Annotated in this window: 15 protein-coding genes; 5 read left to right on the top strand and 10 right to left on the bottom strand. The window is 75.1% G+C overall.

The window, feature by feature from the left end; genetic code table 11:
• Window positions 1-3: 3 nt before the first annotated feature.
• From BKA00_RS36320 to sigE, 5 genes are all read right to left on the bottom strand, one after another.
• Window positions 4-354, bottom strand: coding sequence for a sec-independent translocase (locus BKA00_RS36320; protein ID WP_185032811.1), 351 nt, complete (start codon window positions 352-354; stop codon window positions 4-6).
• 131 nt (window positions 355-485) lie between these two features.
• Window positions 486-2300 (bottom strand): S1C family serine protease, encoded by a 1815-nt coding sequence (locus BKA00_RS36315; RefSeq protein WP_185032809.1) that lies wholly within the window; start codon window positions 2298-2300, stop codon window positions 486-488.
• Window positions 2301-2402: 102 nt separating this feature from the next.
• Window positions 2403-3518 (bottom strand): MucB/RseB C-terminal domain-containing protein, encoded by a 1116-nt coding sequence (locus BKA00_RS36310; RefSeq protein WP_185032807.1) that lies wholly within the window; start codon window positions 3516-3518, stop codon window positions 2403-2405.
• Window positions 3515-4162, bottom strand: a complete 648-nt coding sequence (locus tag BKA00_RS36305; protein ID WP_221493437.1) for an anti-sigma factor family protein — start codon at window positions 4160-4162, stop codon at window positions 3515-3517. Before BKA00_RS36305 ends, BKA00_RS36310 begins: the two co-directional genes overlap by 4 nt.
• A 62-nt stretch (window positions 4163-4224) precedes the next feature.
• Window positions 4225-4947 (bottom strand): RNA polymerase sigma factor SigE, encoded by a 723-nt coding sequence (sigE, locus tag BKA00_RS36300; protein ID WP_230299246.1) that lies wholly within the window; start codon window positions 4945-4947, stop codon window positions 4225-4227.
• A 169-nt stretch (window positions 4948-5116) separates the two neighbouring features.
• Here sigE and BKA00_RS36295 point away from each other — a divergent pair, with 169 nt between their 5' ends.
• Both BKA00_RS36295 and BKA00_RS36290 read left to right on the top strand, forming a co-directional pair.
• Window positions 5117-5776: an O-methyltransferase gene (locus BKA00_RS36295; protein WP_185032805.1), complete on the top strand. Its 660-nt coding sequence runs from the start codon at window positions 5117-5119 to the stop codon at window positions 5774-5776.
• Window positions 5769-6389: a hypothetical protein gene (locus BKA00_RS36290; RefSeq protein ID WP_230299247.1), complete on the top strand. Its 621-nt coding sequence runs from the start codon at window positions 5769-5771 to the stop codon at window positions 6387-6389. Before BKA00_RS36295 ends, BKA00_RS36290 begins: the two co-directional genes overlap by 8 nt.
• Before the next feature lie 20 nt (window positions 6390-6409).
• On the opposite strand, the gene BKA00_RS36285 is transcribed toward BKA00_RS36290, so the two are convergent.
• Together BKA00_RS36285 and BKA00_RS36280 are read right to left on the bottom strand one after the other, a co-directional pair.
• Window positions 6410-7879, bottom strand: a complete 1470-nt coding sequence (locus BKA00_RS36285; RefSeq protein ID WP_185032803.1) for a leucyl aminopeptidase — start codon at window positions 7877-7879, stop codon at window positions 6410-6412.
• A gap of 102 nt (window positions 7880-7981) precedes the next feature.
• Window positions 7982-8149, bottom strand: coding sequence for a DUF3117 domain-containing protein (locus BKA00_RS36280; RefSeq protein WP_185032801.1), 168 nt, complete (start codon window positions 8147-8149; stop codon window positions 7982-7984).
• Window positions 8150-8467: 318 nt separating this feature from the next.
• Between BKA00_RS36280 and BKA00_RS36275 the strand changes: the two genes are divergently transcribed.
• From BKA00_RS36275 to BKA00_RS36265, 3 genes are all read left to right on the top strand, one after another.
• Entirely contained in the window at window positions 8468-9253 is a 786-nt protein-coding gene (locus BKA00_RS36275) for an enoyl-CoA hydratase-related protein (RefSeq protein WP_185032799.1), read from the top strand.
• A 102-nt stretch (window positions 9254-9355) separates the two neighbouring features.
• Complete coding sequence (locus BKA00_RS36270) at window positions 9356-10120, top strand: ABC transporter ATP-binding protein (protein ID WP_185032797.1); 765 nt, start codon at window positions 9356-9358, stop codon at window positions 10118-10120.
• 5 nt (window positions 10121-10125) lie between these two features.
• Entirely contained in the window at window positions 10126-12693 is a 2568-nt protein-coding gene (locus tag BKA00_RS36265; protein ID WP_185032795.1) for an ABC transporter permease, read from the top strand.
• On the opposite strand, the gene BKA00_RS36260 is transcribed toward BKA00_RS36265, so the two are convergent.
• Genes BKA00_RS36260 through BKA00_RS36250 form a run of 3 tightly spaced genes read right to left on the bottom strand, consistent with a single transcriptional unit; the run spans window position 12690 to window position 14121 of the window.
• A complete protein-coding gene (locus tag BKA00_RS36260) occupies window positions 12690-13262 on the bottom strand; it encodes a DNA-3-methyladenine glycosylase I (RefSeq protein WP_276530159.1) in 573 nt (190 codons plus the stop codon). The two genes, BKA00_RS36265 and BKA00_RS36260, sit on opposite strands and share 4 nt — an antisense overlap.
• Before the next feature lie 14 nt (window positions 13263-13276).
• Window positions 13277-13705 (bottom strand): SRPBCC family protein, encoded by a 429-nt coding sequence (locus BKA00_RS36255; protein ID WP_185032793.1) that lies wholly within the window; start codon window positions 13703-13705, stop codon window positions 13277-13279.
• Complete coding sequence (locus BKA00_RS36250; protein ID WP_185032791.1) at window positions 13702-14121, bottom strand: hypothetical protein; 420 nt, start codon at window positions 14119-14121, stop codon at window positions 13702-13704. Before BKA00_RS36250 ends, BKA00_RS36255 begins: the two co-directional genes overlap by 4 nt.
• Between the last annotated feature and the right edge of the window lie 40 nt (window positions 14122-14161).

Raw genomic sequence — 14161 nt, 5'->3', positions numbered from 1 at the left:
GGTTCAGGTCGCCTCGTTGTCGAAGGGCGGCTTCTCGCTCGGGTCGAGGCCCGCGGCCGACGTCGCGTACGAGGGCGCGTCGTCGAAGATGCCCGGGTCGTTCTTCAGGTAGGTGTCGCCGTCCTCGAACAGGTGCTTGCGGACGAACGTCTTCGGGTTGAGGTCGTTGAGGTCGAAGTCCTTGAACTCCGGGCCGAGGCCCTCCTGAAGGTCGGCCTTGGCGCTGTTGGCCATCTCGCGGAACTGCCGCAGCATCCGGCCGGCCTGCCCGGCGACCTGCGGCAGCTTGTCGCCGAAGATGACCAGGGCGAGGACGACGAGCACCGCCATCTCACCGAGTCCGACGTCGAACAACCCGTCCTCCACACACACGGCAGGCCGCGGCGCGACCGCCTGCACACGACCCGAAGGGGACCGGCCCAGAGACGGGCCGGTCCCCCCAGCGTATCCCCAGCCCGGATGAACCGGACTTGAACATCTCTGCCCTAGTCGGAGGTCAGGGTCACCTGGGCGGTGGCCTCCTTGCCGCCCCGCTGGTAGGTGAGGGTGACGCGGTCGCCCGGCGCGCGGCTGCGGATCTGGGCGATCAGGTCGGTGGCGTCCTCGATCGGCTTGTCGTCGACCTTGGTGATGACGTCGCCGGGCTTGAGGCCCGCCTTGTCCGCCGGGCCGCCCCTCGTCACCGGGTCCTGCCCGTTGACCGGCTGCGGCATGATCCGGGCGCCGCCCTCCTGGTAGCGGGGGTCGGGCAGCACGCCGAGCTTGGCCTGCTTGACCGTGCCGGTCCGGATGATCTCCTCGGCGATCCGCTTGCCCTGGTTGATCGGGATCGCGAAGCCGAGGCCGATGCTGCCACTCTGCTGCTCCCCGCCGAGCGACTGGCCGCCGAGCGTCGCGATCGCGGTGTTGATGCCGATCACGCGGCCCTTGGCGTCCACCAGCGGTCCGCCCGAGTTGCCCGGGTTGATCGCGGCGTCGGTCTGGATGGCGTTGAGGTAGGACGCGTCGCCGCCGCCGCCCTCGCCCCGCGTGGGCACGGCCCGGTTCAGCGAGCTGACGATGCCGGTGGTGACCGAGCCCTGCAGGCCGAGCGGCGAACCGATCGCGATCACCGGGTCGCCGACGGCGATGGCGCTGGAGTCGCCGACCGGCAGCGGCGGCAGCGAGTGCTGGCCCTCGGGCTTGAGCACCGCGACGTCCGAGCTCGGGTCGGCGCCCTTGATCGTGGCGGGCAGCGTCTTCTTGTCGTTGAAGACGATCTGGATCTGGCCGCCACCGCCGCCCCCGCCGGAGGCGACGTGGTTGTTGGTGATGACGTAGCCGCCGTTGACGATGAAGCCGGTGCCGCCGATCTCCCCCTGCGCGGACTGCACGCGGATCATCACGACGCTCGGCAGCGCCCGCTGCGCGACGCCCGCGACCGAGTCCGGCGGACGGTTCTGCACCTTGGTGTCGTTGCTGTCGCTGCCGCCGAGGTTCACCGAGCCGGAGTCGTCGGACCCGCCGGTGGCGATCACGCCGATCCCGGCGCCGACGGCCCCGGCCACCAGCGCGACGATCAGCGCGACCACGGCGAGGAGGCCGAGGCCCGGCCCGCCGCGCGACGACGACGGGGGCGCGGGGACGGGAGCCCAGTTGGGCCCGGTGCCGCCGGGCGGCATCCCGTACCCGGCCAGCGGGCGCGGTCCCGGGCCGCCGGGCGGCGGCGGGCCGGGCGGCGCGGGCGGCGGTCCCATCGGCGGGCGGCCGTGGGCGGGCGGCGGCGGGCCCTGGTGGGACTGCTGCGGCCAGCCCCCGTACGGGGCGCCCTGCGCGGCCCTCGGGTCCTGGTTGGGCGGCACGAACCCGGGCCGCATCCGGTCGTCGGGCGCCTCCACGGGCGGCTTGTCGAGCGGGACGGGCGGCGGCGGCTGCGGCATGTCGCGCGGCGGGGCGTCCTGCAGCGGCACCTCCCGCGGCACGTCCGCGGCGGCCCCGGAGAGCACGTCCTCGCTGGTGTCGGGCGGCCCGCCGAGCGAGTCGGGGGGCGCGAAGCCCCCGGCCACCAGGCGGTCGCCCTTCTCGCCCGAGTCGCGCCCGTCGCCGCTCGCGGGGGCGGTCCCGGCGCCGTCCTCGTCGCGGGCGGATCCGGGCTCGGGGTCGTCGGCCTCGGGCTCGTCCGCCGGCTGCTCCACGGGGATCCCCTGGTCGGTCACCGTCTCGGGAGGAGCCGCCGCCTCCTGCCGCTCAGGCTCCTGCCCGGGGACGACGTCGTCGTCCTCCGACGGCGCCCTCACCGGGCCGCGGTTGTCTTCCGTCATCCCCATCTCTCCTACCGAGCATGGTCCTCGTTATCGGTGCTCATGCTGCCGCGCGGGGCATGTGGCGAGCATAAGACTCGCCGCCAATACCCATATCTCGGGTCAATCGAACGGATTCGCCGCAGAGGCCAGGCGCCGGGCACCGCGGGAGAGGCGCGTCAGGAACGGCGCGGGGTCGCGCGGCATGTTCAGCGCCACCGCCGTGGCCGTGCTCTGCGGAGCGTCCGTCACGACGGTGTAGACGTAGCCGTTCCCGCCGGACACCGCCCAGCGCCTCAGGGACTCGCGGCGGTACACCGTCCGGCCCCGCCGGACGGTCCGCTGCCAGCCCGCCATGCCGCGCTCGTCGAGGGTGCCGCGCTGCACGAACACCGAGACGGCGGCGAGGCCGTCGGAGTAGCTGAGGTGCAGGGTCCCGCCGCCGTGCTCGCGACGGGCCTCGTAGAGGGTGAGCCGCCCCGGCAGGCCCTCCGGTACGGGCCAGCCGCGCCCGCGCAGGCCGGCGAGGCCGGAGCGGTCCAGCCGCTCGCCCCACGCGCCCGCGGCGCGGGCGCCGGCGGACTCCACCGGGCCGTCCGCGCTCGCCCCCGGGAAGCGGGAGATCCCGCCGAGGGGGCGGCCGAGCGGGGACGGCTCGGCGGGCGACGGGGTGAAGCTGATCTCGGTGAAGCCGGTGGTGATCACCGGGCGGCCGGTGGCGTCGATCAGCTCGCGGTGCAGCATCAGGCCGGTGTCCCGGTCGATCCAGAAGCGCCCGGCGGGGCTGCCGTCGGCGCGGCGCGCCTCGACGACGCGGGCGGGACGGCCGCAGACGGAGGCGTCCGGGGCGCGGACCACCGCGTAGTTGCCGGTCAGCAGCGCCAGGGTCGCGGGCGTGAAGCCGGTGGTGTCCCCGGCGGAGGACTCGGGCCGGTACCCCTCGCCGCTCGGCCCCGACCGGTACCGGATGCCCGCGCCCGGCGTGTGCGACACCACGACGCGGGAGGTGGCGGCCCGGCCGCCGCCGCGGGTGGTGAGGAACCGCCGGCCCTCGTAGGGGACGCGGCGGGCCGCGTCCGCGGCTGCGCGCAGCAGCCCGACGGCGCCCGGGTCGGTACGGGCGCGGCGGACGGGGGCGGGGTCGCCGGCGAGCGCCCCGGCCAGCGCGAGGGCGCCCGCGAGCCCGCCTGCCAGGACGGCGCCGCGGCGGCACCGCCCGGGCGGGGCCGCCCGCCTCACGGCCCCGGGGAGACCTGGACCTGGTTGACCGGGTCGGTGAGCGGATCGGTCATCGGCGCGTCGCCGGACGTGAGCGCGTGCTCGACCGCGAACCGGTCGAAGGCGGGCGTCACGGCGGGGCTGTCCTGACGGCCGCCCGCCACGTAGGAGGCGGTGCCGAGGCCGAGGAACAGGGTGGCGGCGCCGACCACGAGGTAGCGGCGCCGGGGCGGGACGCGGATCGCGGCCGTGTGCCCGACCGGGCGGTCGTCGCGCGGGCGGACGGCGTGCGGGGCCCTGACGGGGCGGGCCGATGATCGGATCGGCCGGGAGGGGTGCCGGGGGCGCGAACCCGCGTGCGGCACGGCGGATTTGGGCGATGCGCCGGATACGGGCGCGTCAGGGGCCACGGGGACGTCGGGCAGACCCGACAGCTCGGGCAGGGTGCGCAGCCGGCTCAGGAAGTCGGGAGACGGCAGGTCGTCGGTGCCGTCGGTCGCCGGCAGCTCCGACAGGCCCCGCAGCCGCCCCTTCAGCTTGCGCAGCTGGTCGGCCTCCTCGCGGCAGCGGGCGCATCCCGCGAGATGGGCGTGGGCGCGCTCGCGCTCCTCGTCCCCCAGCTCACCGTCGACCAGCGCGGTCAGACGCTCCCCCAGACAACTCACGCCGCCTCCGTCGATTCCGTTCGGTCAGGCGCGCGGTCCCGCCCCGCGCGCGGTGCACAGCTTTACACGCCCTCCGGCAGCGGCCGGGCACCGCCCGCCGCGTGCACTCCCCCGGGCTCGCCCTCGAAGGCCGCGTCGGCGGGCTGGTAGTCGTTCCTGGTCCCGGGCCGGCGCCGGGTGGGCGCGCGGTGCTCCAGCGCCGACCGCAGCTGCGCCCGCCCCCGGTGGATGCGGCTGCGCACGGTGCCGAGCTTGACGCCGAGGGTCGCGGAGATCTCCTCGTAGGACAGCCCCTCGATGTCGCACAGCACGACGGCGGCGCGGTAGTCGGGGGCCAGCGCGTCGAGCGCGGCCTGGACGTCGGCGTCGAAGTTGTTGTCGTCGAACGCCTGCGCCGGGGTCGGCTCGCGGCCCTGGAGGCGTTCCGCGGCGTCGTCGGCGAGGCCCTCGAAGCGGATGCGCTGGCGGCGCCGGGCCATGTCGAGGAACAGGTTCGTGGTGATCCGGTGCAGCCAGCCCTCGAACGTGCCCGGCGTGTAGTTCGACAGCGAGCGGAACACGCGGACGAAGACCTCCTGCGTGAGGTCCTCGGCGTCGTGCTGGTTGCCGGTGAGGCGGTAGGCCAGACGGTAGACGCGGGCCGAGTGCTCGCGGACGACCTCGTCCCAGGACGGCGGCGCCCATTCCGCTTCGGGTGCGTTCTCTCGGGTGCGAGCGGCGTTTCCCAGACCCTGCCTGGCGCCGACCCCCACAGCGCTTCTGAAACTGAGTGCTGCGACTCCCATGGTGCCGGGCTGTTCCTCTCTCGTGAGCCAAGGTCTCGCCTTGGAACGGCACGGTCTCGCCTGGGCTGGGGCGGTTCTGATACCGACTCGGTGCTTGCCTGTGTTGGTAACAACGCACTGAAACGCCAGTTGGTTCCCCTGCAGCGATATGGTCTTTCCAGCATGAGCCATGCGGGGGTCCCACGAGGAGGCAGCCATCGACGCCATTGAGGCCACCCGGGCCTATGTGGAGGATTACCTCCCCGAGGACGAGCCGCTCCTGAACGCCAGGCGGCGCGGCCAGGAGGTCGGCGCCATGCCGATCGGCCCGGCCGGGGGCGCGGCGCTGCGCTTCATCGCCACGCTGATCGGCGCGCGGACGGTCGTGGAGGTCGGTTCGGGCTGCGGCGTGTCCGGCGTCTACCTGATGCGGGGCATGCCGAAAGAGGCGGTGCTGACCAGCGTCGACATCGAGCCGGAGCACCAGCGGCTGGCCAAGCAGGCCTACCGTGAGGCGGGCCTGTCCGGCTTCCGCACCCGGATGATCATCGGCCCGGCGCTGGAGGTGCTGCCGCGCCTCACCGACGGCGCCTACGACATGGTGTTCTGCGACGCGGCGAAGCGGGAGTACCCCGAGTACCTGGTGGACGCGCTCCGGCTGCTGCGGCCGGGCGGCGTCGTGGCGTTCGACAACGCGCTCTGGCACGACCGGGTCGCCGACCCCGACCGGCGCGACCCCGACACCGAGGCCATCCGCGAGGTGCATCGCATGATCCGCGAGGACGACCGGCTCGTCCCGCTGCTGATGCCGGTGGGCGACGGCCTGCTCTGCGCCGTCAGGCGTGACTGAGGACGTCGAGCGCGACCGGGCCGCCGCGGAGGCGTTCGCGGTCCGGGTGCGCGTCACCTGGCGCGGGATGTGGCGCGCCGCCGCGTTCCTGATCCTGTTCCTGGCGTCGGCGGCCTTCGTCGCGGGCGGCGCGACGCGCGGCGCGGACGCCGCCGGCGTCGCGGTCACGGTGCTGGGGGTGGCGGGGCTCGGCCTGTTCGGGGCGGGTCTGCTGGTGTCGGCCGGGGCGATGCTGTCGCGGCGGCCCGTCCTGGAACTCGACGCGGGCGGGGTCCGGCGTCCCGCGCGCTGGCCGCTGCCGCGCCGCTCCGGGCGGACGCTGCCCTGGGACGACGTCGCGGCGATCACGGCGCTGCGGCGCGGCGTCGGCGGCACCCGCCGCGGCGAGCAGGACTACCTGGTGTTCCTGCCCACCCCGGAGCTCGCGGAGATGGCGCGCACGTCCGAGCGGGCGCCGCTGGTGGCGCTGACGATGCGGGACGTGCCCGCCACGGAGGCGGCCGTCCCGTGGTGCTTCGCGGTCGAGGCGGGCTGGGACGCGACGCTCCCTGAGATCGTCAGGCAGGCCCGGCGGCGGCGCCGCGTCCCGGTGATCGACCGCCGGAACAGGTAACAGGTGACCGGCGGGCCCGGTCAGGCCGTCAGCCAGTCCAGCAGGAGGCGCGCGCCGTAGCCGGTGGCGCCGCGGGTGATCTCGGCGTCCTCGGAGGTGGAGCGGCCGGGCCCGGCGATGTCGAGGTGCGCCCAGGGCCGCCCGCCCGCGAACTCGCGCAGGAACAGCGCCGCCGTGATCGAGCCGCCGCCGTAGCCGCCGCGCCCGATGTTGTTGACGTCGGCGACGTCGGAGTCGATCGCGGCGCGGTACTCCTCCACGAGCGGGAGCCGCCACACGGGCTCGCCGGCGGCCGCCCCGGCCCGGGTGAGCTCCTCGGCGAGCGCGTCGTCGCTCGCGAACAGGGCCGCGTGCTTCAGGCCGAGCGCGACCTTGGCGGCCCCGGTCAGCGTGGCGACGTCCACCACCGCGTCGGGGTCGAGCCGGGCGTCGGCGTAGGCGAGCGCGTCGGCGAGGACGAGCCGCCCCTCGGCGTCGGTGTTCAGCACCTCCGACGTCGTCCCGCCGTAGTGGGTGATCACGTCGCCGGGGCGCATCGCCGAACCGGACGGCATGTTCTCGGCCGCGGCGACCAGACCGGTGACGCGGGCGCGGACGCCGAGGGCCCGCAGCGCGCTCATCACGGCGATGACGGCGGCGCCGCCCGCCATGTCGGTCTTCATCGTCTTCATGCCCTCGTTCGGCTTCAGCGACAGGCCGCCGCTGTCGAACGTGATGCCCTTGCCGACCAGGACGACATGGCGCGGGGAGGACCCCCCGGCGTCTCCCGGGTCGTAGGCGAGCTCGATCAGCCGGGGCGGGCGGGCCGAGCCGCCGCCGACGGCGAGCAGGCCGCCGAACCCCTCGTCCGCCAGCTCCTTCTCACCCCGCACGCGGACGGTGAGGCCGGACTCGCCGGCGACGCGCTCGGCCTCGGCGGCCAGCCACGACGGGTCCTTCTCGCCGGAGGGGGTGTTGGCCAGGTCGCGGGCGAGGGCGGTGGCCCGTGCCCGCGCGGTGCCGAGCTCGATCGCCGGGGCGTCGGCCCCGGGGCCGGCCTCGGTCAGCACCGCGAGGGTGCCGAGCGCCTTCTTCGGCGGCGCGGCGCCGATCCTGAACTCGTAGGAGGCGAGCAGCGCGCCCTCGACGAAGGCGGCGAGGTCGCCGTCCGGGACGCCCGCGACGAGCGCCGTGCGCCCCCTGCCGCGGCGGGCCAGCGCGGCGCCCGCCCTGCGCAGGTCGGCCGGGGCCGCCTCGCCCACGCCGTACAGGAGCAGCTCCCGCACCCGGTCGCCGACGCGGACCTGCGTGGCGACGATCTCACCGGGCTCGCCCTTGGCCTGGTGCAGCGCGAGCAGCTCGTCCAGCGTGAAGGGGAGGGAGGCCGCCACCTCCGCCGCCGGGGCGGCGGGGCCGGACCGGACGGGCACCGCCACCACCTCGGCCCCGAGGTCGACCGCGGTCTGCGACACGGTGCCGCCGGCGCCGTGGATGCGGGTCTCGATGGGCATGGCGGTGGTCCCCCCTGGTCGTGCTGAAACGGTCACAGAAATGGCAAGGGCCCCGGCGTCGACGCCGGGACCGTCACCAGAAGGCCGGGATGGCCGGGGCCGTCAGCCCACGACGTCCTTGAGGGCCTCGCCGAGCTCCTTGGCCTCGTCGGCGTTGAGCTCGACCACGAGGCGGCCGCCGCCTTCGAGGGGGACCCGCATGACGATTCCGCGTCCCTCCTTGGTCACTTCGAGCGGACCGTCTCCCGTCCGCGGCTTCATCGCCGCCATGCGTGCATCCCCTTCCTAAGTAGGGCCGCGGCCTCGCACACCTCTGGCCGCGTGGCCGCGTGTCGCATCCGCGTCATCAGTAGTGGTCCATTATCTCGTCTTCCGGGCGCGAAGTGGTAACGATCAGCCTCCAGATCGGCAGCCGGGGCGCCCGGACGCAGGTCGCGGGCCTCCTCGGGCGTCCGGATCGGCGGGAGCCGGACGGCCGCTCCTCCCGCTCGGCGGGGCGCCCCGCCGGGCGGGACCGCCCTTGCCCAGGGCGCCGGTGTTCGTCGAAGGTGGCCTGGGGAAGATCTACCGAGGACCGAGAGGACGACGATGTCTGAGACCGTGCTCTACGACGTGACGGACGCAGTGGGGACAATCACACTCAACCGTCCCGACGGGATGAACTCGCTGACCGTCGAGATGAAGGAGGCCCTGCGCGCGGCGGTGGTGCGGGCCGCCGCCGACCCGGCCGTCCGCGCGGTCGTCCTGACGGGCGCGGGACGGGCGTTCTGCGCGGGCCAGGACCTGCGCGAGCACGGCGACAACCTCGCCGCGGGCCGCGGCCTGGACGACACCGTCCGCAAGCACTACAACCCGATCGTTCTGGCGATCGCGGGCATGCGCAAGCCGGTCGTGGCGGCGGTGAACGGCGTCGCGGCGGGCGCGGGCGCGTCGCTGGCGTTCGCGTGCGACCTGATCGTGGCGTCCGACAAGGCCCGGTTCGCGACCGCGTTCACCGGGATCGGCCTCGCTCCCGACAGCGGCATGTCGTGGACCCTCCAGCGCCTCGTCGGCCGCGCCAAGGCCGCCGAGCTGCTGCTGCTGGGCGAGCCGGTGAAGGCTCCGGAGGCCCTGGAGCTGGGGCTGGTGACGCGGGTCGTCCCGGCCGACGAGCTGGCCCCGGCGTCGATGGAGCTGGCGCGCCGCCTCGCGTCCGGCCCGACGGCCTCCTACGGCGCGGTGAAGGCGGCGCTCGACCACGCCGCGACCCACGACCTCGCGTCCGCGCTCGAACGCGAGGCGGAGCTCCAGGACGAGTGCGAGAAGACGAGCGACCACCACAACGCGACCGAGGCGTTCCTGAAGAAGCGGCAGCCCGTCTTCGAAGGCCGCTAGGTCCTCGGGCTGCCCCTGGGGTGAGGGTGGGGGCTTCCCCCGCATCGAGTGGGGAGGCCGCGCCAATGTGAGCGAGGGGTGCCCGGCGGTTTGCTGGACGGCATGACGCAGACAGCCGCCGCATCCCTCGCCGAGCAGGTCCACGACCATGTCGCCGTCGCGCGCGACGTCGTCAGGTCCTACGGGGCGGGCGAGAACGAGGTGACCGCCCTGCGCGGCGTCTCGGCGGCCTTCCCCCGGGGCCGGTTCACCGCGATCATGGGGCCGTCCGGCTCGGGCAAGTCGACGTTCCTGCACTGCATGGCCGGGCTCGACACCGTGACCTCCGGCTCGATCATGATCGGGGACGTGGACATCACCCGGCTGTCGCGGACCCGGCTGACCAGGCTGCGCCGCGACCGGCTCGGATTCGTGTTCCAGTCGTTCAACCTGCTGCCGATGCTGACGGCGGAGGAGAACATCCGGCTGACCGGGCGCCTGGGGAACCGGCGCGCCGACCGGGAGTGGTTCGACACGATCGTGGACTCGCTCGGGCTGCGGGACCGGCTGGCGCACCGGCCGAGCGAGCTGTCGGGCGGGCAGCAGCAGCGGGTCGCGGTGGCGCGGGCGCTGCTGACCCGGCCGGAGGTGCTGTTCGCCGACGAGCCCACCGGCAACCTCGACTCCCGGTCGGGCGCCGAGGTGCTGGGCTTCCTGCGCCGCGCGGTGGACGCCTACCGGCAGACGGTGATCATGGTGACGCACGATCCGGCGGCCGCCGCGCACGCCGACCGCGTGCTGTTCCTCGCCGACGGGCTGATCGTGCACGAGCTGCCCGCGCCGACGATCGACGGCGTCCACGCCGTGATGCGCCGGATGGAGGGCTGACGGTCATGTGGCTCATCGCTCGCCGCTCCTTCGCCGAGAGCTGGACGCGGCTGGCCGCCACGCTGCTGGCGGCGGTGTTCTCCATCGGGCTGATCGCGGGCGCCCTGCAGTTCACGCTGCGGGCGCAGGAGGCGGTGTCGGGCAGCGACGCCAGCGAGTACTCCCGCGCGGACGTGCTCGTCCAGGGCGGCTCGGCCGACCCCGACGACCCGTACTCGGCGCCGGACGGCCGGGTCGCGCTCGGCGCCGTGGCGGGACGTCCCGGCGTCGCGGCGGTCGCGGGCGACGCGTCGGTCCCGGTGACCGCGAGCGGCGCCGACGGCGAGCCGATCCTGCCGCCCGCCGGGGCGGGGACGGCGCTCCGCCCGTGGACTCCCGACGGCCGCCTCAACCCCTACCGCCTGGAGTCGGGCCGCGGGCCCGCCGCCGACGGCGAGGTCGCCGTCACGAGGCACGTCGCCCGCGCGGGCGGGCTCGGCGTCGGCGACACCCTGAAGGTGCTGCTCCCGCGGCAGAGCCGGGACATGAAGATCGTCGGCATCGTCACCGTGCGGGGGCACGGCTCCGTCGCGAGCGGCGACCTGGTCCTGGCGCCCCCCGGGACCGTCGCGCGGGAGGCGGGCCTTCCGGCGGGGACGTGGCAGAGCGTCTGGGTCAAGGCGTCCGGCGGGTCGGTGCCCGGACTCCGCGCCGCCCTCGCCCGCGACCTCGGGAAGGGCGTCACCGTCCGGACGGCGGCGGAGGTCCGCGATGCCCAGTCGGCCGACCTGCGGGGCGCCGGGGCGTCGATCGGCGGCGCCATCGGCATGCTCTCGTCCGTCGCGGTGTTCGTGGGGCTGTTCGTGGTCGCCAACACGTTCGGCACGCTCGTCCGGCAGCGGACCCGGCGGCTCGCGCTGCTCAGCGCGATCGGCGCGACGCCCCGGCAGATCAGGCGGCTGATCCGGTTCGAGGCCCTCGCCCTCGGCGCCGTCGCCTCCGCCGGCGGCGTGGCCCTCGGCTTCCCGGTGTCGGCCCTGCTCACGCACCTGTTCGCCGAGGACGGCTTCGACATCTCCGCCGCCGACGCGCAGTACGGCTGGATCGCGCTGGCGGTCCCCGCCGCGGCGGGAATCCTCGTCACCCAGCTCGCGGCCCGGCGCGCCGCGCGCCGCGCCTCGAAGATCTCCCCGATGCAGGCGCTGCGCGCCGCGAGCACCGAGACGGCGGGCCGCCGCTGGCCGCGCGTCCTCGGCGCCCTGGCGGTGTTCGCCTGCGCCTGGATCTTCTTCGGGGGCGTCTTCGGGATCCGCTCCGAGGAGCCGCCCGGCCCCGAACGCACCGCCGGCACCAGCGCGATGGTCCTCATGGGCTGCATGACGACCGTGGCGGCGCTCGCCGTCCTCGCCCCGTTCTTCGTCGGCCCCCTCGGCGGCCTGGTCGGCCGCGTCGGGACGGCCGTGAGCGGCGAGGCCGGCCGGCTCGCCCGCGCCACCATCACCCGCAGCCCGCGCCGCGTCTCGTCCGCCGCGTCCTCCCTGATGCTCGGCGTCGCGCTGGTCGCCTCGACGGCGATGATCGTCCTGTCGGTGGACGCGCGGTTCGCCGAGACCGGCCGGGAGGTGATGCGGGCCGACCACGCGATCACCGCGACCGGGATGACCTCGGACGGGCAGGCGCCCCTCCCGCGCGACGCCGCCCGCAAGGCCGCCGCCGTGCCCGGCGTGTCCGCCGCGGCGGCGCTCACGATGGCGCAGGTCAAGCTCGTCTCTCCCCCGCCCAGGAGGCCGTCGCCGGAGGAGGCCCCGGAGCCGGTCTACCTCACCGTCACGGGCGCCGACCAGAACGCGGTGCCGTCGGTGCTGAGGCTCGGCGGGCGCCTCCCCCGCCTCGGCGACGGCCAGATCGCCCTCACCTCCACGGTCATGAAGGGCCAGAAGATCAAGAAGGGGCAGCGGATCACGGTGCGCGGCACCCGCGGCAGGGTCGCGCTCACCGTCGCCGCCGCCTACCACGACCCGTCCCACCTGTTCGCCGACCAGGCCCTCGTCTCGGACGCGACGATGGAGCGGCTCGACCCCACCGCGCCCGCGCAGGTGGTGCTCGTCAGCGGAGGCGCCGAGCAGGCCCTGTCCCGCGCGTTCAAGGACGCGCCGGGCCTCAAGGTGGTCGACAGGGCCGGCTACGTGAAGACGGCGTCCGACGCGATGACCAAGGGGATGAGCGTCATCTACGGGTTCATCGGCATGGCGCTCGTCCTCGCCCTCTTCGGCATGGCGACCACGGTGTCGATGAGCGTCGGCGAGCGGACCCGCGAGTTCGGCCTGCTCGGCGCCGTCGGCGCGACGGCGGCGCAGATCCGCTCGATCGTCCGCTGGGAGGCCGCGACGGTCGTCCTGCTCGGCAGCCTCCTCGGCCTGGGCACCGCACTCGGCACGGCGACCCTGCTGCACGTCGCCACGGGCAGCTCGTTCCTCGCCCCGAACGCCCCCTGGTGGCTGTACGCGGCGGTCGTCACCGGCGCCGCCGCCGTCACCTTCGCGGTCTCAGCCCTCCCCGCAAGGAGAGCCGTGGCCATCGCGTCGACGCGTTAAGCCCCGCCGTGGCGGTGGCAGCCGGTGAGGTGGTCGTCTACTAGGCCGCAGGCCTGCATGAGGGCGTAGGCGGTGGTGGGGCCGACGAAGCGGAAGCCGTGCTTCTTCAGTTCCTTGGCGAGGGCCTTGGAGGCGTCGGTGTAGGCGGGGACGTCGGCCATGTCGGTGTAGGACGGGGAGTCGGGGTCGGCGTAGCGCCAGGCGGTGGCGGCGAGGCCGCCGGGCAGGTCGAGGGCCGCGCGGGCGTTGGCGATCGTGGCGTCGATCTTGGCGCGGTTGCGGACGATGGCGGCGTCGGCCATCAGGCGCTCGACGTCGCCCGGCCCGAAGGCCGCGACCTTCTCGGGGTCGAAGCCGCAGAACGCGGCGCGGAAGCCCTCGCGCTTGCGCAGGATCGTCAGCCACGACAGGCCGGACTGGAACGCCTCCAGGCACAGCCGCTCGTAGAGGCCCTGGTCGTCGCGGACCGGACGGCCCCATTCGTCGTCGTGGTAGGCGACGTAGTCGGGCGCCGACAGCCCCCAGGGGCAGCGCGCCAGCCCGTCCTCGCCCATAATCGCGGTGCTCACGCGCCCGTTCTACCTCATGGCTGCGACAAAGCGGCGAGGCGGCGCAGCCCGAGCGCCATGAACGCCTTCACCACCGGCCCCGCGACCAGCCAGGCGGCGCGGCCGAGGGGGCCGAGCGGCAGGTCGACGCGCTCGGCCCAGATGACGCGGCTGCCCGAGCCCTCGGGGACGATCTTGAAGAACGCCTCGCCGCGCACCACGCGGCCGGTGTGCCGGACCGCGACGCGGCGGCCGGCCCGCCAGTCGGTGATGACCATGGTGTCGAGGAAGCCGACCGGGCCGACGCCGGTCCGGGCCCGCAGCTCGTCGCCGACCTTGTCGCCGCCCTCCGCGCTGGTGAACGGCATCCACTCGGCGTGCCGCGGCCAGTCGGTGAGGACGTCGAAGAGCCGCTCGGGCGGGGCCGCCGAGACCGCCTCGGCGTGGACCGCGACCGCGCTCACCGGCTCTCCTCCGCGTCCGCCTCGAAGGCCTCCTCGCGGAGCGGTACCCGGGCACCGGGCTCCTCGATGCCGTACAGGGCCCCGACCGGGCCGGCCGGTTCGGCTTCACGGGCGCGCTCGCGGACGTCGTGGAGCTGCCGCTCCAGGTCCGCCACGCGTGCGTCGCGCTCGTGCAGGGCCTCGGTGAGGTGGTGGAACGCGTCGTCGGTCACGTGCGGCTGATACCCCCACAGCGTCCGGGGGAAGCGCAGGTGGGAGCCTTCCCAGCCGATGACGGGCCGCCCCTCGGCGTCCACGCTGACCGGCGGATAGTCGGGATGGGCCTCGGCCAGCCCGCCGCCCCGGCCCATGGCGAGGACGACGACGGCGCCCAGCACGGCCACGCCGGCCAGGACGAGAACCACGACCACGATCACGCTCCGATCTGACGGCACCCCATCGGGAAGACGATCCCCC

The organism is Actinomadura coerulea, assembly GCF_014208105.1.
Lineage (GTDB): Bacteria > Actinomycetota > Actinomycetes > Streptosporangiales > Streptosporangiaceae > Spirillospora > Spirillospora coerulea.
This window is presented reverse-complemented; position numbering and strand designations above follow the sequence as displayed.